Genomic DNA, 19,754 nt, shown 5'->3' with positions numbered 1-19,754 from the left:
TTCCTCCTCTATTTACTAAAACCACCTGGTAATGGAGCATTAATTTGTCCTGTTGGGTAGCCGCTGACTACCGTATCACCTATTTTAATAACATCAATTTCTACACCATCAATAATTCCCCTATGGAAAGTTGCTCCATCTCTATCTCTTATACTTATTGGAGGAGAATTACCAATATCAGTTATACTATCTAAGATTTTAATATCACTCCAACCTCCAGGAAATATTGTACTATTTTTTATTTTTGAAAGATTGCCATCGGGAAATTGAGTTATATATTTGATATCTTTTGTACCATCAGGGTTGATTTTAATAGATTCTGTAGCATAGTTAGATTGGCTATTATTAATGTTTGATGAATGCCCCCCAATAACTTCATTTTTATTAGGGTTCTTTCTCTGTCCCAACAGGATTTTTTCCTTCATTTCAGGTGTGATAATTGATTTAGCTCCGCTGACTGGCTTACTATTATTAACCACACCTTTAGATGTTCCTTCACCAATTTTATTTGGATTTTCAGTTACATTATTGCCATCATTTATTCCTTTACCATCCCCCGCAGCATTACCAGGTTTCTTAACCGGTGACGGAGTTGCCGCCAATCTAAGTCCAATTATGCTTCCAACAAATCCAAAACTATTTTGCCAGTGTTCTTTGGAGAATGGATCTTCTGGAAAGACCGCTTCTTTAACCATTCCACTAAAACCAAATGTAGCATAGTTTAAAAAATCCAGTTTTGAGTCGAACATCTTGGCACTTCTTTCATTGGATCCTGACACAATTCCATCTGAAATCCCAAAAGTCCAATAGTTTACAAAATCATACGGAGAATCTAGTGCTTTTTCACGTCGTATGCGTACACCCTCCCAAAAATCTTTAGCAATCCCTTTGAAACTATGGAAGGATTTCACAAATATGTTTTGATCAATATCTTCTTGTTCCGTCCCATTGAGCTCAGGTTTAGGACAGGATAAGGCAATCATATCTGTACCGACAAAAGGATTGTGTATCCCAATTAAACCACCATAGCCAAATCGTATAGGACCATTACTCGCAATAAATGCCTGGAGCATAGTCGTCAACTGATTTTCTCTATTCACTATGGAGGAAAGTACGGCAACAGGAGATATACGAGATGCCAATTCTGTCTTCAACTTATTTTTAGCAGTAAATGCTCCCCAGTTATCTGCTTGGAAATGAACATCCGTTAGTCCACTTTTAAACATTCCTTCTATGTCAGAGAACCACGTTTCCATTGTCTGAATATCCTGTTCCATGGTGTTTAAAGCAGTCGTCTGTGTTGCATCAAATTCATGCAGTTGTGAGAGGGTATCATCACGTTTTCTCTTAGAACTGATAACCCCCTCCTGCACTGCGCTATCATCTAGATGAGGCAGTGCTACAATGTCACTCACCTGATCCATGATACTATTTGCTTCGTCAGTTAGACTAGCGGTAAGTTGGCCAATAAGTGTCAATCCCTGGTCCAATTCGCCCTCTAAAAATTCTTCTATTATGTAACCTGATAGGTCCGGCTCAAGTGAGTTAAGAGCTTTGCTAATTTGATAAAGTACTTGTTGAGAATCGTAGGAAAACAATTGAAAAAACTGAAGAAATGGTAAATGACATTCCTCATAGAAGGAGCGAATGGCACCTCCTCCTTCTCCTTTTAATTGTTCCTCCATCTGAACTAGTCCTTCGATTCCACGCTGGATTGTTTTTATTTCAGTATTTAATCTTTCTAACATTGTAATGTTTCGCTGTAGCCCATCTTGTAATAAATCTACATCCAATACCTTCATAGGCTTGTCCTCATCACATGTTTAGAAAAACTCATTTCACTATATCCTTTAGTATACAATAATGCCCCATAGGTGAACATCCTTCTCCCCCTCTAGCAAACTATCAGTAGTTATAATATTCCATTTTCACACGAAGAGGTAAAGGGATTAACTACAATAACCTTTAAAATAAACCTTACGTATTAGTATGCATAAAAACTCCTGATACTCTTTCCCTACTGTCGAAGAAAAACATTAGTTGAATAGCTAGTGGCGAATATAACATTTCATTACTATTATCATTACTAAATCTTCTTTGATTGAGGGTACTTTCTACTTAAGATGTCGGGTCTAATGAATATATATCGTTATAGGCATAGAGAGTGTAGTTTTAGGAAGCCCATTCTAACTATTTTAGCAATAAGCCATCTTTAACCATTAGTTATTACCGTACTGTAGCAACCTGTATTTATCCAAAGAGTAATACTGACCACCTGTTTATTCTTTTGTCCGCAATTTGTCCGCATAATTAATTTTTAAGTGGCTCAATAGCTCAGTTAACAAATGATTCCCTATTGGGTTGCGATATACAAATAAAAAGACCAACTAGCTGTTACTATCTCTTTCTTCTATGAATTCTAAAAACGAATCTTGCAGTTCTCCTTCTGTGTCAATAGAATCGAGAAGTAATTTAGGTTCTAACGAACAATCTTTTAAAGTCGAACTTCCATCAATTACTCCGAGCATGTTTGAAATAGTATCAATCATAGTTTGTTCAAGAATCTTTGTTAATGTGTCTTTATTTTCATCAGTTAAACTATCGTAAAAACCAATAGCTTTTTTCCAGTAATCATCTGTTATAGAAGTAACATTCGTAGTTTCATACAGGTCTTTGTATATTTCAAGGTTCTCTTTAATGATAGACTCATAAAGTGATTTAACAAAAATATCATTCATTTTATTTCCTCATTTCTGGATAAATTTTTTGTGTATCCTTTTTATATAAATAAAAACACATCCACATGGTGTGCAGTTTTTGATATTAATTTTCATTAAGTGGTAATCTAAATTCTTTGTAGTTTTTATTAGGATTCAAACAGTAAACCCTATAAGCAGTTATAGTCCAATCAGCGAATTCCTTTACATCATAACCGTAAACTTCCTGGTTTTGTGTATCCGTAATTAATGTAGTTAAACGAAGAGGCTTATTTTTATAATCTAACAATATGTTTTTTTCATTATCATTAATCACAAAACAATGGTCTTTCATATCAAATAAGTTAGTTTGAATACTTGAAATAATTTTCCACTCTTTATCATTTTTTACACTAAGAATATAATCAAACATTTAAAAACCCCTCCCTCTTCCCTCCACAATTCGTCAAAATAGAGAGAAAATCCTGCTAGACACTTCTGTGTTTACTATGACGCAATACTATCATATCTCTCCAAGAGATTGGAATCTCATTAGAAAAATAGGTTTGATTTTATATTATGAATACCACATTTCATCAGAAAATTCTTCATCAGCTTCACTAGGTTCTATATTGTTTATATCAATGAATCTTTTTATCTCTGATAAAACTATTACTTGATCTTTACTATTAATCACAAATCCTCTATGATTTTTCCAAATTAAATTAAACTCTAAATCTATATCCAATACCTTGCACCATTCAATAAAATCATACATTATCATCGTAAAACAAACATTGAATTTTTGAATCGAAACCCAAATACCTATTCTCCCATCTCCCAAGTCTTGTTGACATATTTTTAAATCTCCACTCAAGTACCACTTAGTATTAAGATGGTGTTTCTCTTCTATCATTAGTTTAATTCTCCTTATGTTTGGATAACCCTGTAAATACGTACTATCCTCAATTTCATCATGTAAATCGTCTAATTATATTTAGGCCTCTTTGTGTCTTTCTTTAATCAATTTCATTCCATTCATAAATTCTTTTAAAGACTCTTCATCCTTCATCAGTCTACTCAAGTATAACAAAACATCAAATTCTTCTGGATCAGCATCATAATAAATCATACCTGGATCAATATAAGGTTTATAAATTATGTTACAAATCTCTTTACCTTCTATAGTTACATTAAAACATCTCTCTAAACTAGAAACATATTCATTTTTACAGACTAATTTTTCAGGACGAGCCAAAAATGATTGATTATTATAGAAAAAATTTAACTCTTCATTTTCCACATAAATACCAACCACCTGACCATCCTCACTTACCCCTCCTACACCCTGTATTTCTTTATGTCTATCCTTATCTTTGATGATCGAATAATGGTTATGCTCGATTACAAAGTACGACCCCAATTCCGAATAATTTCTCAACGTTATCATAAAACTTTATCCTCCTACTAATAGATTATGTTCACTGCAATATGCTCACTATATAGCTTTCTATAATGGATTGCCAAGTATCCTTATCTATAGCTTCATACCTCTGCCCTTAGAGTCAAGTAAAATAACTAACAAAATCTCACTCTCTCTAGCTCTAAAAATTTTTCAAACCTATTTACTAAATCTTGTGTCGTAGTTGGAACATCTTGAGGCATATAATTAATGAAACTCACCATATCTTCTGGGTAGTGATGATTTCCATAAAACTCTGCAATTTTATTTAGTAATTCGTTTTCTTCTTCACAGCTTTCTTTTATTTCAGATAAGCAAACAAATCTAAGTTTTCTATTCTCCTCTAATAATATTGTGCTTTCTTCATCTAAATAGGGAAAATAATTAGTTTTTATTTCTACCATTACTTTATCTAAATTTTCACTAGATACTCCCCATGCAAGCTCACTGACAATCTCACTTTCATCTCCATTTTCCATTAACTCTACCGCATAGTCTGAAATAACATCTTTACTAAAATAGTTTTCTTGGATACCTATAAAAATAGTTTTCCAGTCATAATTAATATGTCTTTTTTTAAAATCTTTTAATTTCACATTATTCACGTCCTACTTTCTTGGAATTTGATTTGGCTACCATGTTATAAAATCTTTTTCAATGAACTTTCTGTGGCTCACGTCACCATATAGCTTCACAAACCATTGAAATGGATTTTACTATCAACCATAAAGATTACTTTTAAGTAGTATTAAATGCTCCTTAGAAATTCTAGGTTAATTCAATCAACTATTCTTCCAAGCATTTTTCGCCCGTCAGCCTAGACAGTTTTACTTTATAAGTCGTAGTTTTTTGCAATTTTGTCAAGGTACACCTCTAAAATTTCTCGGCTATTCGGAAAATCAGAAATATATAGTTCACTTGCTAAATTAAGATAATAGAAAAATTCAGAATAGCTTAACAACAACTCTTCATTATGTAAAGAAAACATAACACCTTCAAATTTTTCTTCATCATCTTCAAGATCATTAGGGAACGAACAATCAACAACATTAATTCCAGTACCTATACCTAAAGACATTTGTTCAACTGTTCTAACAAAATCCGTATCAGATATAGCATTAAAAAATGCAATTACTACATAATGGTCTTTTTCCAACATAATTTCCTCATTTATTTTTTCCAATTGCAAAACTCCTCTATTAAAATAATAGATAGACCAAATTATTTGAAAAGAAAATCAATCCATTCTCTTGTTCAAATATACTAAACAAATCTCCATAAATCTTAATTTGAGGTACAACCATCATGATCTTTATATTCTTATATAATGCGCTGTTGTAACCAATCCTTTACAAATATCACTATTCTGCTGAAGGATTATAATCAACCTCTGTATTTTTTAGTCCTTCTATTACTGTATTTATTCGTCTCGATAAGTCTTTTATTTCTTCTAATGTTAATTCGTTTCCTACTTCTTGTGGGTTAAACATGCTTAACCTCTTTGTTATTCCTTCACTACGTCCAACAAAAATTTTATCATGGCCAATTGCAATTTCTCCAATAGCAGTATCAACAATTATATCTTCTATCTTACCTAAGTTATCAAATTCATCCGCTAATTTTGCTATAGCATACCTATATCCCCTATTTTCAACTAACAACTCTTCAAATGTTTCCTGTATTGCATCAAATAATTCATTATACTTCCAATCTTTCATTAGTTTTCTTCTCCCAAAAATTAAGTATAAAGAATAATTCTATTGCCATTGTTGTGTATGACTTCTAATTCATTATTTGTATATTTAGCAGCAAACTTCCTAGAAGCAAAATCATTTAATATTTCAAATGTAGAGATGAACAATCTATTAATTTGTTTATTAGTTTTTAACTATGGATTTTCTATATAACTTTCTGCAATATCTATATCCTTTGTCATATTTAGTTCAGGAAATTTGTCATCTAATTTTCTTAGACAATTAATCAGTTCTTTACTTTGTAGTATTTCTGCTATATCTTCAAAAACTTCGCTTATCCAATACAAATCTTCAGCACTACAATTATCTAAATATTTTAAAGTATTTCCCTCGTTTTCTCCGAGAACCTGTACTATTTTATCCCAACTACGTCGTATCCCATAGTCATCATTTAAATTTAATTTCTTCCTTTTATTTAATATAACTTTCATTTTATTTTCAGTATCCATGGCTGATCCTCCCACTATAAAGTTTTTCTTGGCATCTGGAAAATAACCGCATCCCTAACAATTTTAATTACAAGCCCTGTATGTTATGGTTTTGTTCAAACACAGATATTACTTATGGATCTTGTGTAATTTATGACTATCATTTAACATCATAATTCCACTACCTATCCCTAAGACCACGCCTTTGACGTCACTAGAGACGAATAGCTATATTTTGTTAGTTTTCAAAACCTTGATAGTCTGTTAACAAAGTTCTATCACTTAATTACCATTCAAGTGATGGTGTGCAACTGTTCTATAATTATTAAATTAAATATATAAACTACGTTTCACTTTTGCCAATAAATCTGTTAGCTCAATATTGCTTGGATTTTTTTCACTTTCTTTTTTAACATTTTCGTCCAAATAATTATAAAATGTTTTAAAATCCATATAAGCTATTTGATCAATTTCAACAGCTGGATAACCTAGTTCTATCAATACGTGTTCTTCATCTAAAGCTCTAGGTAATTGTTCCATATCGTATTCATCTAAATCAGATTGAAAAAAAACAAATATAATTTCTTGCCCATAACCTTCTCTTTGGGCAAAGCTTTCTAATGCCTTTTTTAGATATTTTCCATTTATGAAATCAAAATATGTTAGCATTAATTTATCTAAATCTGCTTTATCTTCATTTACTTGATATTCTCGACTCATTTTCGTACTCCTATCAAATCATATTTTTAGTTAATGAATAATAGGGAAAAAGTTTTGTTATTTCACCAATCTTCCCTCTATATTTTAAACTGTTTTACTGCAGTTCCTCCCCCAAGTCTCCCATTTGCCTTTACGCTCTGCAGGGAGTAAGCGAAAGAAAAGTGCTTTGGGTTGAGAATTCGCTTTATTCACGCATAAGGTATTCACCTAAAAAAGAAACCCTGAAAGGCTTATAGCCAACCAAGGTAATAGTTTAAGTTTAGAATGAGTTTATTTTAGTTAAAAATTTCTCTACCAAGTCTTTATATTCATTAAAATCCACATCACTCATAAAATTATCAATTCCTACATTTTCTTTTACATCCAAGAGTACTTCTTTTAGTGGTTCCTTTTGTTCTGCAATATTTTCCATATCAACAGAAAATAGTACTTCTAATAACTGACCATCATAAACATCACCTTCTAGAGGATTATGCTTAAGAAACCCTATTGCTTTATCTATTGCTAATTCGATAAAAATATTCTGTTTAATCATTCTACATAAATCATTAATATCTAATTCTGTAATATCTTTATTTATTAAGGTATTATACCATTCATCTAATGCATAATTTTCTTGGACTTTTCCCTGTGGCAATTGATAAATATCCCTTATCATCATTTTTATATCCCTCCAAAAGGTTCAAAACACTCGATTCTGTTGTTTGATCTATTTAATGGATAAATGTACACTATAGTTCCCATAGTCTAGAATTTTATCCAGGAAAATATTTAATTGCTCTTGAGAGCTAACCTTTACTTTTAAATGATAACAGCCCTCCCCCGATACGCGGTGAACTTCCACTACCTCATCTCGATCATTCATCACTTGGATGAACGAATCATGGTTTGTAGTTATCATGTAAATGATGATAAATGCTGTATAAGTGAGCCCTAATTTCTTTTCGTCAACTATTAGAGAGTAGTTTTTAATTACACCGCTTTCCTCCAGTTTCTTTATACGATTGCCTACTGCTTGCCCAGTCATATGAATTTGTTCACCTATTGGGCATGATGACACATATGTGTATTGATGCTACAGTCAGAGCTGCAGTGGATCTTGGCTATGAAGCTACACTTATTGAAGATGCATGTGCAACTCGAGAACTAACGTATCAGGATAAGGTAGTGCCAGCACAACAAGTTCATTATTCGTTTGTCAGCACACTTAACAATATGTATGCCAATGTAATTTCGACCGACGATTTCCTGGAACAAAACTAACAAGTCTTAAAAGACATATAATTCAAGTAAAAAAGGGAAATTGTTTTAAAAAAACAATCTCCCTTTTCATATGTGGTAAATCCTCATAATCTTTCCGTGATGTATTACACTATTTTAGCTCTAAGAACTTACTCACCTACCATACCGTCCTTATCATTATCATGCATATATGGGTATAACCAATGATCACTCGTGATTGGCATACTAAAGCCTGCTGCTTTAGCTTCTTTAATCGTCACCTGTCCATTACCGTTTGTATCCACACTGGAAATATCTTCATTAGTGTTTGAACTAGTTGGAGCAGGAGACTCATTAACCGTTAAACCAAGGGATGCATTTACTTCATCAGGGTTCACATTGTCAAATGTATCCACGATTTTGTTACCCATTATCGTATAGGTATACTGATAACTGGAAGGTATCTGCGTTTCTGTATTAGGATATGTGATAATTGCTTCAAAATTAGTAGCTCCACCCGCTTTACGAATGGCATCTTCCATATATGCTTGATCACCATGTCGGTTAAGTGTACTTTCTTGTGGGGTAATATTATAAGCATTGGATACCCCACCGAGAGAATCAGCAATGATATGTCCTTCATCTAAAAAGTCACTTTCAACCCCTGGCACCTTTGCCTCATCCGAATAGTATCTGCCAGACGATAATACAGGCTCCGTACTGTCATCTTGTAGGGTGATTTCTTCCGCAATAACACGTACTAGCTGCCCATATTCATTCGTAAATGCCCAATATTCACGTTCCCCGTAACCAATGTCAACGACCACGTTAGATTCACGATATCCGGATAAACCTCCGCCATCCACTTCGATAAGTTTGTATCCTGAGAATAGATCCTCTTTGGATTGTGTTGGTATTTCTTCAATTACCGGTTCAGCCACTGTAGGGGTAACTTCTTCTTTTTCACTATTTATATTTGATTCTGTGGGTATGTCTTGAGGAATTGTTTCTACATCTGAAATGGCTGCGTCTTCTACGTCGGTACAACCAACCATTAAGATGGCCGTTAAAAGTATAATTAAATATTTCATTTTCTTTTTCATTTTAGGACTCTCCTATAATAGTTTCATATTGTTCATTCTAAAAATTTCGGAACTAGTATAGACTAACATTATTGTTAATCTAATGATAATAGTAAATTTTAAGATTTACTGTATTTCAGCACATAGTTTGTCTGAAATGTGCAGGTTCCCATTAGATAAACCATAGTACGATGCACAAATATTAAAGAGCTTCTTACTCTATAAGGTAAGAAACTCTTTAATGTAAGCATATTTTTCCTGTGTCTGGTTTATTCCATTCACGTTATTTTTTATCATAACGTACGGTGCCTTAGCTCATAAAAATACTGCACAATTGGGTGTTTTAACTTCATCTTCTCCGACATGTTTAAAATTCGTTTTTTGCCAAGCCGTCTGTCCACCAAAGCAAGAACATTCAATAATATATCATTACTCTCTATACTTTCCTCTATAGAAGTGGATAAAAACTTATTAGCTACAACTACAAAATTTGATTTGCTTAATGATGACTGTGCTGACAAAAGCTCCTTTGCATATTCTGATAATTTTCTACTCCTTGCAATTACTTGTAGACGATCATCCGGAATCATACCATTGCTTTCTTTTCTTACCGCTTCTATTTCCTCATTGCTGATAGGAATTTGGATATTGGCATCATTCTTAATTTCCTGCTCAGTTAGATACCATTTAATTAAAATTGTTTTATCACTCATATTCAGCACATTCTTTTTATCTACCGTAATAAAACAAGTTCCTGATTTGTCAGGTAAATAACGGTAGCTACTAGCACTGTATTCAACCCTTCCATATAATGCAGGGCAGAGATAACTCTCCAAGTTTTTCTTCAATTTGCTCCAGCTCATGAAATTCTCCTTCATCTTTAAAGTGTAAATTTTTATCGAGGCATTAGTTTTAGTATTTATAATACAATAACATCTATCTTACTAAATACAAGGTTTAAGTGTAACTTTCCTAAGTATTTATGAGATAAAAAAGACATAGATTAGCTGAACTAATCTATGTCTCTTATAGTTTACTCTCATTAATTTAATTATCCTGATACTGTATTCTAACAGTCCTCTAGTTCTCTTCCTATACGATAAAAGCAAAGTATAAAATGAATAACAAGCAAAGTACATACATAATTGGATGAACTTCTTTATAACGCTTTTGTGCTACTAAACAAATTGGATAAAGAACAAAACCTAATCCAATTCCGATTGCCACACTTGAAGAAAGAGGCATCATAATTATTGTTAAAAACGAGGGAATGACAATTTCTAACTTAGTCCAGTTAATTTTACTGATTTCCATGGCCATTAATGCACCTACAATGATTAATGCAGCTGCTGTTACCTCGACTGTAATAACGGCAACCAGTGGTGAAAAGAATAACGCAATGACAAAACAAGCTGCTATAACGACAGACGTAAAGCCTGTTCTTCCTCCTACAGCTATACCAGCGGAAGATTCCACACTCGTAGCAGGCGTCGATGTACCTAAAATAGCGCCAATTGCACCAGCAGAAGAATCCGCAAGTAATCCTTTTCCGATATTTGGAATTGTATTCCCCTTCATCATTCCTGCCTGACTAGTAAGTGCAATAAGTGCACCAGCTGTATCAAAAAAGGCAACGATTAAAAATGTGAAAATAACTGTCAGTATCTCTGGTGTAAAAATCTCATCTAAATGATAAAACACAACACCAAATGTTGGCTCAATACTTGGTATACTTCCAATGATCGATGAGGGAACTTTAATTAATCCAAAAATCATACCAATAATCGTTGTAATGACCATTCCGTAAAAAATGCCGCCCTTTATTCCACGAACTAACATAACGATCGTTAGAATTAGGCCAATGATGGCTAATACGGTCATCGGTGAAGTTAAATCACCGATGGAAACAAATGTATCTGGATTGCCAGTAATAATTCCTCCATTTTTTAATCCAATAAATGTGATGAAGAATCCAATTCCAGAAGCAATCGCATATTTTAAATCCAAAGGAATGATATTAATAATTTTTTCTCGGATTTTCATTAAACTTAATAGCATAAAAATGATTCCTGCAACAAAGACACCTGTCAAAGCGACTTGCCATTCTACTCCCATTCCAATACAGACAGAAAAAGTAAAAAATGAATTCAAACCCATACTCGGTGCAATTGCGATTGGATAGTTAGCAAGTAGACCAATAAGTAGTGATCCAATGATTGCAGTAAGAGCGGTTGCTGTAAATACAGCTCCACTATCCATACCAGACTGGCTTAGAATAATTGGATTCACGACTAATATGTAAGCAATCGATAGGAAGGTCGTTATCCCTGCGAGTGATTCCTGCTTATAGGAAGTGTTCCGTTCTGTGAATTTAAAAAAGTTTCTCATGTTGTAATCTCCTATTTCCTATAATTAAAGAGTGAAAGGGAATGACTTAGAAGTTAGTTTTCCAACCAATTCATTTTATTATCCATTTGATATAAAAAAAGCTTTGACCACTATTAGGTCAAAGCTTTTCTACAAAAAATGGAATAAAAAACATCATTAATTTCCCATTCCTTGTAGACAAGCTATTTACTGGTAGCTAGTAGAAACTTTCAAGCCGTATTCTTGAAATTATACAAGGTATATCTATTCTTTTAAAAACAATAGGAGAATAATAACAAGATTAATTTAAATGGTCAATAGAATATATTGGGAATTATTTTCACCGCAAAAATGTAAAAAGATTTAAAATAGTAAAAAGATTAATGGGGTGCAATACTTAGTGAACAACAAACCGCTAGTCTGGTCTCCAGGATATAAGTAAATTACACTTTCACATCAAAATAATATTAATATAACGAATTAATACTATTAAAATATATCTTTTATACAAAAAACAACCGAAAAAATTTTTAAAAAGTTTAGCTAAAGTTCATATTAGTGATTTATACTGTAAATCGAGGCGTATAGGAGGGACATATTATTCAACCTCAAAAAAGCTATATTTATTTTTTTTGCAAACTTTTGTTATTTTAATATAGTTTTATTGGATTGAGTTAATGTGTTTTCTTATGATCTGTTCTTCAAGTAGTCAGAACCATAGAGAAATCTATCGTCAAATAACATATATAAGAGGAGGAACATAGAATGTTTTTAGCACTAAAAGAAATGAAACATTCCAAAACACGTTTTGCAATGATTGGCACAATCATTATGCTAATTGCATGGCTTGTTTTTATTTTATCGGGCTTAGGTAATGGATTATCCACATTAGCTGCTGCAACGATGAAAAATATCGATGGAGATCTTTTCATATATGAAGAGGGCTCTGAGGGAACGATGATGAAAACGAAGGTGTCTGGAGCAATCGCAGAAGACATTGAGGGTAAATACGGTGTTAAGGAAGCTGCAAAATTTGGACAATCTACAATTATTATTCAAAATGAAGCTACTTCCAACACTAAAGAAAAACATGATGTTGCCTTTATCGGGGTTGATCCTGGCAAATTTATCGAACCAAAAGTTGTAGAAGGTAAGCAATTAGATCCAAATGATCCATTCGGTGTACTAATTGATGAATCTCTACAGAAAAAAGGATATGAAATTGGCGATACGATTGTAGTAACTAGTTCAGACATCAAATTAAACATAGTAGGATTTACAACTGGCGAAACATTTAACCATTTACCTACAGTCTTTGTTGATGTTGCAACTTGGCAATCTTATGCCTTTGCAGCACCTGGTTCAAATAATGGTCTAGAAGATCCTGTAACGATGATTGTTTTACAAGGAACTTCAATCGAAGCTGACCAGATCGCTAAAGACTATGACTTAATTGAAACGTTCACGAAATCAGAAGCGGTAATGGGAATGCCTGGTTATAAAGAAGAAAGTGCCACTATTTACATGATGCTTGCCTTCTTATTTGCCATCTCTGCAGTTATTATTGCCGTATTCTTCTATGTATTCATTTTACAAAAAACGCAGCAGTTCGGTGTTATGAAAGCAATTGGTGCTTCAAACCGATTTATTAAAAATTCAATCATCACACAAGTATTTGTTTTATCGTTAGTTAGCATTATCGCGGGTATCGGATTGACTTATTTGACAGCATTAGTCTTCCCAGAAGACATGCCATTCAACTTAGATTTTAATATGGTATTGATCTATGGAGTAGTTCTTTTAATTGTTTCTGTTTTAGGTTCCGTTATTTCCGCACGTCAAGTAACGAAAATCGATCCATTAACAGCGATTGGGAGAGTGGAATAAATGACAGGTTTAGTATTAAACAATGTAACAAAATCATTTAAAGAAGGCGATTCAACTGTTGACGCTTTAAAAAATGTTTCGTTAACAGTTGCACCTGGTGACTTCATCGCCATTATCGGCCCTTCTGGTTCAGGGAAAAGTACATTATTATCTATTGCCGGTGCTCTACTTCAGCCTACTAAAGGGGAAGTATTAGTAGGTGGTACAAACGTTGGTAACATGAAAGAAAAAGATCTTTCAGCATTCCGCCTAACGGATATAGGTTTCATCTTACAAACATCGAACTTAATTCCGTATTTAAACGTGCTCGATCAGTTGCTACTTGTTTGTAAAATGAAAGGAAAGGTAACTCCAGCAGAAAAAGCATTTGCTAAAGAGTTGCTAAACGACCTAGGATTAGGTTCAAAATTATCCAAGTTTCCAAACGAATTATCTGGTGGGGAACGCCAACGTGTAGCAATTGCCCGCTCGTTTGTTAACAACTCAAACATCATCCTGGCAGATGAACCGACAGCGAGCTTAGACTCTAACCGCGCATTTGAAGTAGTAAAACAAATTCGCAAAGAGGTCAAAGAACGTAATAAGGCTGCTGTAATGGTAACGCATGATGAGCGTATGCTAGAGTTTTGTGACAAAGTGTACCGTATGGAAGATGGCGTGTTAACACTAGAAGGTTAAATTTTAGTTTATAACTAATCTCTATGTAGTAGATTCATTGACTATAAAGAGATTCTCTATACAGCTAATTGGCTGGCTTAAGTTCTGTGTGATGGAACTTAAGCCAGTTTTTTGTTTCAAGTAAACTATATGCTTCTGCTGTACGCCATATAAAACACCCCGAAAATGTTAGTTTCAAGTCTAACATTTACGGGGTGTTTCAAAATAAACGGACTTTGCTTAATCTTAAGAACTCTTCATACTACAAGTTGGTTCCATTCGATTCGATGACTTTCTTGTACCAATAATAGCTATTCTTCTTAATGCGCTTTAAATCATGTTCTCCCTCTTCATGCTGATTTACATAAACTAACCCGTAACGTTTTTGGAAGCCGTTTAGCCAACTTAACAAATCTGTGAAGGACCAAATGCAATAACCTAGAACATCGGAGCCATCGGAAACTGCCTCCTGAATGGCAATAATATGAGAACGCAAATATTCAATCCTATAATCATCTTGAATCACTTCTTCCGCTTCTACCTTATCGTATTCTCCTAACCCATTTTCACTTATCAGAATAGGAAGACCATAACGATTAGTCATTCTACGTAGGGCAATTCTCAGCCCTTCCGGATCAATATTCCAATCCCAGTTAGTGCGTTCTAAGTTTGGATTGGCAATTGTTTTATATAATCCCGGTATGCCAGTATCTTTCGACGTTCCTTTTTCACCAGTGGTATTCATTTCCGATGATCCAACACCGCCTACTAAAGGGTTTTCTTCAAAAGTTGTTGTTTGATAGTAATTTAAACCAATAAAGTCTGGCTTACCTTCTTTTAATAACTCAAGATCCCCTTCTTCAATAGTGGGAGAGAGCCCTTTTTTCTCTAAGTAATTCCATGCTACCTCTGGATACCTACCCCATATATATGTATCCATCCACCAATGACTATTTAGCTCCTCGGCATTTTCAGCAGCTATAATATCCTTTGGGCTAGAAGACGCGGCATAAGCTGGTGAGTAGGCAAAGCTTGGACCGATTTTCCCCTCGGGAACATATTTATGAAATTCTTTGATCACACTAGCATTTGCTAAGTTTGCATGGTGATTGACTTGATAAAATAGTTTTTCATCATTCATACCTGGAGGATGTGTCCCCATTTGGTATCCGTGGCTTGTAAATATATTCTGCTCATTTAAGCTAACCCAATATTTCACTCGGTCACCAAAGTGTTTAAATAATTCTATACTGTAATTCGTAAAGTCCTCAATAATCCTCCTAGACTCCCAGCCTCCGTACTCATCCTGAAGGGCCTGTGGCAAATCCCAATGATACAATGTCAAAATCGGCTCTATGTTATTAACCTTTAATTCATTAATTAATTGATTATAAAACTCCAAGCCCTTTTGATTAACTTCTCCTCTGCCTTTTGGAAAAATACGTGTCCAAGCAACAGAAAATCGATAGGTTTTCATTCCCATTTCTGCCATCAAGCGAACATCTTCCTTATAACGATGGTAGTGATCTACTGCCACATCACCGTTTGTTCCTTTAAATGTCTTACCAGGTATACGAACAAACATATCCCAGTTTGAAACACCTTTTCCATCCTCATTCCAAGCACCCTCCACTTGATAGGCTGCAGATGCTGCTCCCCATAAGAAATTCTTCGGAAACGGTTTAAGCGTTTGATGTATCATCGATTTCACCCTCCTAGCTATTCTCCATGCATCGACTGTCTCTGTATGAAATGATACAAAGCTCCGATTAAATTAGAATCATTTCCAAACTGACATCTTTCTACTTGAATAGTTAAACTATCCTTATCATGTTTCATTTGATTTAAGGTTTCATTGATTTGTTCAATGAAACCCTCTCGCGTGCTGATGGCTCCACCTATCAAGATTTTTTCTGGGTCAATTACATACTGTAAATTATAAATTCCTACTGCTAATCGTTTCACAAATTTTTCTATTTCATTTTGTATCTCTTTGTTACCGTCTTCAGCCAATTCATACACTTTTTCACCTGTAAGGGCATTCGGTTCCATTCCTTCGCGTATTGCCACTTGGTTTATCAATCCACCAGTTGCAGCTAAAGTACTCCACGTTTTCCCTATTGGTTCCTCTAAATAGTCCTCCATGATCATATAACCAAATTCTCCAGCAAAACGGTTCTTGCCATGTCTAATTTTTTTATCAAGAACTATAGCTCCTCCGATACCGGTCCCAATCACGATACATAGGTAATCCTTAATATCCTTTGCAGCACCGATCCATCCTTCTGCTAACCCCGCGCAATTAGCGTCATTTTCAATTTCAACCCGTATATGTGTCCGGTCCTGTAGAAGCTCCTTAATACTCGGTCCGTGGATATATGGAAGTGCTGTGACTCCCCCTATATATCCGGTCTCTACATTGACAGCACCAGGTACACTTATAGCTATTCCCTTTAGTTCGTATTTTTTTCGGAAATCCTTTACGATAGATTCCACCGTATCCACAAACAGCTTAAGACTAGCTTCAGGAGTGGGAGCAAATGACTTTTCAATAAACTCTCCTAAATCATTCATAAGGGCATATTTGATAGAAGAACCTCCAACATCAAAAACAGCATAGTAATTCACAAAATTACCTCCTATCAACCCTGTTCGTTCCGCACGATTCCCTTATCATCAACTCGGAGTCGATCAACACTGGCTTTAATTGTGTCTCTCCATTTATCAAATCATTTAACATATAAGCGGATAATTTCCCGAACTTTTCTTTATCCTGCTTTACTGTCGTAAGTTTTGGCTCACTATAACGACAAGCCACAATGTCATCACACCCGACAATTTGAATATCTTGCGGTACACTTAGCCCCTCTTCCTTTATCGCTCTTAAAGCACCTAAAGCCATCAGGTCAGATGTAGCAAAGACAGCTTCTGGATGCTCTTTACATTGCAGTATTTTTTTCATCGCCTCATATCCGCTTTCTTCATGAAAATCACCATACTCAATCCACTCTTCGCGTAATTCTAGACCAAATTGATGCATAGCTTCATAAAAACCCTGTTTCCGATAACGAGAAATGGCTGAATCCCATTTTCCGCCTATATATCCAATCTTTCTAACGGAATGAAGATAAAAAAATTCTACTACTTTTCTCGATAAATCCACATTATCTGTCATGATGTAGCTAGATTTCGGACCTTTTAACTCAATATCTATACCGATACATGGAATTCCTTCCTTCGCCACATCATAGATAGCCTCTTCCACTTCCTCACCGGCAATTACGATACAGCCATCCACTTGAAAATGTCGACATCGTGCTAAATAGCTGCCTTGCCCCATTTGAAAGCGTTCATTGGAGAACATGATAATATCATAGCCTAGTAGACCGATGTTCTTTTTAAAAGCTGAAATAACCTCATTAAAATAAGGATGTGTCATTTCCACATTAATCTTTCCGGCATAGATCAGCCCAATAAGATTTGACCTTTTTGTTGCCAGAGTTCTTGCCGAAAAATTAGGTTCATACCCCTTTTGGTTAATGACATCCATCACTTGTTTCTTTGTTTTGTCACTAATGCCTTCATAGTTATTGATGACCTTTGAAACAGTGCCTGGGGAGACACCTGCCATTTGTGCGATATCTTTTATAGTTAAATTCATCTCTTATCCCTTCTATTACACGTTACTTTATTTCACAGAGCCTTCTGTAATACTTGATATAAATAAGCGGTTAAACAATAAGAAAACAATCAAAAGTGGGATAGTTGCCCAAAACACACCCGATAAGATCATGCCAAAGTCTGCATTTTGTGTATTACTTAATTGGGCTAAAGCAACTTGAATCGTATACATCTCCGGATCTCTTAAAACGGTAAATTGCCATAAAAATTCGCCCCATGCAGCCGAAAATACAATAATTCCTAATGTTGCAAATGCCGGAAGTATAATGGGAAGTACAATACTACGATAAATTTTAAAGTTGGAGCATCCGTCTAATTTTGCTGCTTCAATTAGCTCATCTGGGACAGATTGACTAATATATTGTCTCATCAGGAAGATACCTAGAGGATTAAGGAAGAACAATACCATCACACCTGGTAACGTATCAAGTAATCCTGCCTTAGAAATTAGGAAATATTGCGGAATTAACCCTAATTGAGGCGGTATAATCATCGTTAAGAGGATAGCAGTAAAAAGTATATTTTTACCTCGAAACTTAAACTTCGCAAAGGCAAAGCCAGCTAATGAACTAATAAACAAAACGACAACGGTGACAATTGAACAAACAATCAGTGAGTTCCACATGGCTTGAAAGAAATCAATTTTATCCAAGACCTTTTTAAAATTCTCTATTAATAAGCTCCCAGGTGTAATTGTTGGTGGAATGGAATTGTAAGCAGAGCTAGGGCTTGTTGCCATTACAAACATCCAGTAAAACGGAAACAACGAAAGTAGGGATGCAATGGACAAAAGTACATAAGAAAGGATATTACTAAAGGACGGTTTTCTTCCTTTTTCCGATTTATTCACTAGTTTCTACCTCTTTTCTTCCTACCAATGCCTGAGGTTAATAATGTATTGATCGTAGCAAAAACGGTTATCAATACTAATAATATGATAGCTGTAGCCGATGCCGTCCCAAAAGATTGGAGTTTAAAAGCGTCCCGGTACAAATACATAACAATTGTCATCGCTTCGTCTCTTGTAAAAGCACTAGTTCCTAAAAAGATGGTTGGTTCAGAAAATAACTGCAGAGCTCCTACAGTTGAAGTGAAGACCGTTAAAATGATAAATGGCTTCAGCATCGGTATGGTAATGTATATAAGCTGTTGAAATTTATTTGCTCCATCGATCGTTGCTGCTTCGTACAAATAGCTTGGGATACTTTGAATACCAGCAAGATAGATAATGGTGTTATACCCTACCCACCGCCAAAATACCATAATCGAAATGGCAATCTTCGTTCCCCACTCAGAGCTGCTCCAGCTCACAGGATCCAGCCCCGCCAAACTTAATACATAATTGGCTAAAGAAGATTCATGATCGCTAAACAATACACTAAAAATAAGAGCTACAGCCACCATGGAAGTAATATACGGCATAAAAATTGTTACGCGAAAGAAATTTCTAAACTTTAAAAATGCCAGATTTAATAAATAGGCAAAAATGATTCCAAACACTAATTGAGGGGCGGTTCCCATGATTCCCATGACAATTGTGTTGTAGACTGATTTCCAAAAAAGAGGATCTGTTAATACTATTTTAAAATTTGCTAAACCAACAAAAGTCATAGGACTTAATCCATTCCACTTTTGAAAACCTAGATAAATACTAAATAATGCTGGATATAACCCAATAATAGCAAAAATAATAAAGAAAGGTGCAATATATAAATAACCTGAAGCCATATCTTTTTTTGCTTCGGACATGTACCTTTTTTTTCTTACCTTTTCCTTATTACTTACAGCACTCATATACT

General features: G+C 34.5%; 23 protein-coding genes and 1 riboswitch. Of the genes, 3 read left to right on the top strand and 20 right to left on the bottom strand.

Translation table 11 applies throughout. The features are described from left to right. Positions 1 to 8: 8 nt before the first annotated feature. The 12 genes from NSQ95_RS07330 to NSQ95_RS07275 all read right to left on the bottom strand — a co-directional run bounded on the left by NSQ95_RS07330 (position 9) and on the right by NSQ95_RS07275 (position 8,087). Positions 9 to 1,802 (bottom strand): T7SS effector LXG polymorphic toxin, encoded by a 1,794-nt coding sequence (locus NSQ95_RS07330; RefSeq protein ID WP_342560588.1) that lies wholly within the window; start codon positions 1,800 to 1,802, stop codon positions 9 to 11. A 585-nt stretch (positions 1,803 to 2,387) separates the two neighbouring features. After that, entirely contained in the window at positions 2,388 to 2,738 is a 351-nt protein-coding gene (locus tag NSQ95_RS07325; protein ID WP_342560587.1) for a transposase, read from the bottom strand. Positions 2,739 to 2,823: 85 nt separating this feature from the next. Continuing rightward, positions 2,824 to 3,129, bottom strand: coding sequence for a hypothetical protein (locus NSQ95_RS07320; protein WP_342560586.1), 306 nt, complete (start codon positions 3,127 to 3,129; stop codon positions 2,824 to 2,826). A 144-nt stretch (positions 3,130 to 3,273) separates the two neighbouring features. Next, complete coding sequence (locus NSQ95_RS07315) at positions 3,274 to 3,612, bottom strand: hypothetical protein (RefSeq protein ID WP_342560585.1); 339 nt, start codon at positions 3,610 to 3,612, stop codon at positions 3,274 to 3,276. Between the two features lie 81 nt (positions 3,613 to 3,693). Continuing rightward, entirely contained in the window at positions 3,694 to 4,146 is a 453-nt protein-coding gene (locus tag NSQ95_RS07310; RefSeq protein ID WP_342560584.1) for a hypothetical protein, read from the bottom strand. A gap of 128 nt (positions 4,147 to 4,274) precedes the next feature. Beyond that, positions 4,275 to 4,754, bottom strand: a complete 480-nt coding sequence (locus NSQ95_RS07305; protein WP_342560583.1) for a DUF2247 family protein — start codon at positions 4,752 to 4,754, stop codon at positions 4,275 to 4,277. Between the two features lie 236 nt (positions 4,755 to 4,990). Further along, the gene (gene cdiI, locus NSQ95_RS07300) at positions 4,991 to 5,341 is read right to left on the bottom strand and encodes a ribonuclease toxin immunity protein CdiI (RefSeq protein WP_342560582.1); all 351 of its coding nucleotides are present in this window, start codon (positions 5,339 to 5,341) and stop codon (positions 4,991 to 4,993) included. A gap of 178 nt (positions 5,342 to 5,519) precedes the next feature. Then, positions 5,520 to 5,876 carry an Imm3 family immunity protein gene (locus NSQ95_RS07295; protein WP_342560581.1) on the bottom strand — a complete coding sequence of 119 codons (357 nt, stop codon included), beginning with the start codon at positions 5,874 to 5,876 and terminating at the stop codon, positions 5,520 to 5,522. Positions 5,877 to 6,046: 170 nt separating this feature from the next. Further along, entirely contained in the window at positions 6,047 to 6,361 is a 315-nt protein-coding gene (locus NSQ95_RS07290) for a hypothetical protein (RefSeq protein WP_342560580.1), read from the bottom strand. 309 nt (positions 6,362 to 6,670) lie between these two features. Beyond that, entirely contained in the window at positions 6,671 to 7,060 is a 390-nt protein-coding gene (locus NSQ95_RS07285) for a hypothetical protein (RefSeq protein ID WP_342560579.1), read from the bottom strand. Positions 7,061 to 7,319: 259 nt separating this feature from the next. Further along, a complete protein-coding gene (locus tag NSQ95_RS07280) occupies positions 7,320 to 7,721 on the bottom strand; it encodes a contact-dependent growth inhibition system immunity protein (RefSeq protein WP_342560578.1) in 402 nt (133 codons plus the stop codon). Positions 7,722 to 7,769: 48 nt separating this feature from the next. Next, complete coding sequence (locus NSQ95_RS07275; RefSeq protein WP_342560577.1) at positions 7,770 to 8,087, bottom strand: Lrp/AsnC family transcriptional regulator; 318 nt, start codon at positions 8,085 to 8,087, stop codon at positions 7,770 to 7,772. Between the two features lie 35 nt (positions 8,088 to 8,122). Between NSQ95_RS07275 and NSQ95_RS07270 the strand changes: the two genes are divergently transcribed. After that, a complete protein-coding gene (locus NSQ95_RS07270) occupies positions 8,123 to 8,323 on the top strand; it encodes an isochorismatase family protein (protein ID WP_342560576.1) in 201 nt (66 codons plus the stop codon). Positions 8,324 to 8,451: 128 nt separating this feature from the next. Here NSQ95_RS07270 and NSQ95_RS07265 read toward each other — a convergent pair whose 3' ends face one another. The 3 genes from NSQ95_RS07265 to NSQ95_RS07255 all read right to left on the bottom strand — a co-directional run bounded on the left by NSQ95_RS07265 (position 8,452) and on the right by NSQ95_RS07255 (position 11,751). Further along, positions 8,452 to 9,384, bottom strand: a complete 933-nt coding sequence (locus NSQ95_RS07265) for a DNA/RNA non-specific endonuclease (protein WP_342560575.1) — start codon at positions 9,382 to 9,384, stop codon at positions 8,452 to 8,454. A gap of 272 nt (positions 9,385 to 9,656) precedes the next feature. Then, positions 9,657 to 10,226, bottom strand: coding sequence for a hypothetical protein (locus tag NSQ95_RS07260; protein ID WP_342560574.1), 570 nt, complete (start codon positions 10,224 to 10,226; stop codon positions 9,657 to 9,659). A gap of 229 nt (positions 10,227 to 10,455) precedes the next feature. After that, the gene (locus tag NSQ95_RS07255; protein WP_342560573.1) at positions 10,456 to 11,751 is read right to left on the bottom strand and encodes an NCS2 family permease; all 1,296 of its coding nucleotides are present in this window, start codon (positions 11,749 to 11,751) and stop codon (positions 10,456 to 10,458) included. Between the two features lie 154 nt (positions 11,752 to 11,905). Further along, positions 11,906 to 12,007: riboswitch (purine riboswitch) on the bottom strand. A gap of 488 nt (positions 12,008 to 12,495) precedes the next feature. On the opposite strand from NSQ95_RS07255, the gene NSQ95_RS07250 reads away from it, so the two are divergent. After that, positions 12,496 to 13,617, top strand: a complete 1,122-nt coding sequence (locus tag NSQ95_RS07250) for an ABC transporter permease (RefSeq protein ID WP_342560572.1) — start codon at positions 12,496 to 12,498, stop codon at positions 13,615 to 13,617. After that, on the top strand, positions 13,618 to 14,295 hold the full coding sequence (locus NSQ95_RS07245) for an ABC transporter ATP-binding protein (protein WP_169361071.1): 678 nt from the start codon (positions 13,618 to 13,620) through the stop codon (positions 14,293 to 14,295). It abuts the gene before it with no gap. Between the two features lie 241 nt (positions 14,296 to 14,536). On the opposite strand, the gene NSQ95_RS07240 is transcribed toward NSQ95_RS07245, so the two are convergent. From NSQ95_RS07240 to NSQ95_RS07220, 5 genes are read right to left on the bottom strand one after another with little or no spacing between them, the layout of a single operon-like run. Beyond that, positions 14,537 to 15,976 carry a glycoside hydrolase family 1 protein gene (locus NSQ95_RS07240; protein WP_251556776.1) on the bottom strand — a complete coding sequence of 480 codons (1,440 nt, stop codon included), beginning with the start codon at positions 15,974 to 15,976 and terminating at the stop codon, positions 14,537 to 14,539. A gap of 17 nt (positions 15,977 to 15,993) precedes the next feature. Continuing rightward, positions 15,994 to 16,902: an ROK family protein gene (locus tag NSQ95_RS07235; protein WP_342560571.1), complete on the bottom strand. Its 909-nt coding sequence runs from the start codon at positions 16,900 to 16,902 to the stop codon at positions 15,994 to 15,996. Between the two features lie 4 nt (positions 16,903 to 16,906). Continuing rightward, a complete protein-coding gene (locus NSQ95_RS07230) occupies positions 16,907 to 17,935 on the bottom strand; it encodes a LacI family DNA-binding transcriptional regulator (RefSeq protein WP_251556773.1) in 1,029 nt (342 codons plus the stop codon). 27 nt (positions 17,936 to 17,962) lie between these two features. Further along, a complete protein-coding gene (locus NSQ95_RS07225; RefSeq protein ID WP_342560570.1) occupies positions 17,963 to 18,805 on the bottom strand; it encodes a carbohydrate ABC transporter permease in 843 nt (280 codons plus the stop codon). Next, positions 18,805 to 19,749, bottom strand: a complete 945-nt coding sequence (locus tag NSQ95_RS07220; protein WP_251556770.1) for a sugar ABC transporter permease — start codon at positions 19,747 to 19,749, stop codon at positions 18,805 to 18,807. The genes NSQ95_RS07225 and NSQ95_RS07220 overlap by 1 nt, the downstream gene beginning before the upstream one ends. Positions 19,750 to 19,754: the final 5 nt, after the last annotated feature.

The sequence above is a fragment of the Psychrobacillus sp. FSL W7-1457 genome, from assembly GCF_038593405.1.
Lineage (GTDB): Bacteria > Bacillota > Bacilli > Bacillales_A > Planococcaceae > Psychrobacillus.
The sequence above is the reverse complement of the archived record's forward strand: the minus strand, read 5'-3'. Positions and strand labels throughout refer to the sequence as shown.

Bases quoted from the DNA above. Each gene is read 5' to 3' on its own strand.
- NSQ95_RS07260 (WP_342560574.1), bottom strand. From the start codon at position 10,226: ATGAGCTGGAGCAAATTGAAGAAAAACTTGGAGAGTTATCTCTGCCCT.
- NSQ95_RS07245 (WP_169361071.1), top strand. From the start codon at position 13,618: ATGACAGGTTTAGTATTAAACAATGTAACAAAATCATTTAAAGAAGGC.
- NSQ95_RS07280 (WP_342560578.1), bottom strand. From the start codon at position 7,721: ATGATGATAAGGGATATTTATCAATTGCCACAGGGAAAAGTCCAAGAA.
- NSQ95_RS07285 (WP_342560579.1), bottom strand. From the start codon at position 7,060: ATGAGTCGAGAATATCAAGTAAATGAAGATAAAGCAGATTTAGATAAA.
- NSQ95_RS07295 (WP_342560581.1), bottom strand. From the start codon at position 5,876: ATGAAAGATTGGAAGTATAATGAATTATTTGATGCAATACAGGAAACA.
- NSQ95_RS07270 (WP_342560576.1), top strand. From the start codon at position 8,123: ATGTGTATTGATGCTACAGTCAGAGCTGCAGTGGATCTTGGCTATGAA.
- NSQ95_RS07325 (WP_342560587.1), bottom strand. From the start codon at position 2,738: ATGAATGATATTTTTGTTAAATCACTTTATGAGTCTATCATTAAAGAG.
- NSQ95_RS07220 (WP_251556770.1), bottom strand. From the start codon at position 19,749: ATGAGTGCTGTAAGTAATAAGGAAAAGGTAAGAAAAAAAAGGTACATG.
- NSQ95_RS07310 (WP_342560584.1), bottom strand. From the start codon at position 4,146: ATGATAACGTTGAGAAATTATTCGGAATTGGGGTCGTACTTTGTAATC.
- NSQ95_RS07265 (WP_342560575.1), bottom strand. From the start codon at position 9,384: ATGAAAAAGAAAATGAAATATTTAATTATACTTTTAACGGCCATCTTA.
- NSQ95_RS07275 (WP_342560577.1), bottom strand. From the start codon at position 8,087: ATGACTGGGCAAGCAGTAGGCAATCGTATAAAGAAACTGGAGGAAAGC.
- NSQ95_RS07315 (WP_342560585.1), bottom strand. From the start codon at position 3,612: ATGATAGAAGAGAAACACCATCTTAATACTAAGTGGTACTTGAGTGGA.
- NSQ95_RS07320 (WP_342560586.1), bottom strand. From the start codon at position 3,129: ATGTTTGATTATATTCTTAGTGTAAAAAATGATAAAGAGTGGAAAATT.
- NSQ95_RS07290 (WP_342560580.1), bottom strand. From the start codon at position 6,361: ATGGATACTGAAAATAAAATGAAAGTTATATTAAATAAAAGGAAGAAA.
- NSQ95_RS07230 (WP_251556773.1), bottom strand. From the start codon at position 17,935: ATGAATTTAACTATAAAAGATATCGCACAAATGGCAGGTGTCTCCCCA.
- NSQ95_RS07330 (WP_342560588.1), bottom strand. From the start codon at position 1,802: ATGAAGGTATTGGATGTAGATTTATTACAAGATGGGCTACAGCGAAAC.
- NSQ95_RS07240 (WP_251556776.1), bottom strand. From the start codon at position 15,976: ATGATACATCAAACGCTTAAACCGTTTCCGAAGAATTTCTTATGGGGA.
- NSQ95_RS07255 (WP_342560573.1), bottom strand. From the start codon at position 11,751: ATGAGAAACTTTTTTAAATTCACAGAACGGAACACTTCCTATAAGCAG.
- NSQ95_RS07250 (WP_342560572.1), top strand. From the start codon at position 12,496: ATGTTTTTAGCACTAAAAGAAATGAAACATTCCAAAACACGTTTTGCA.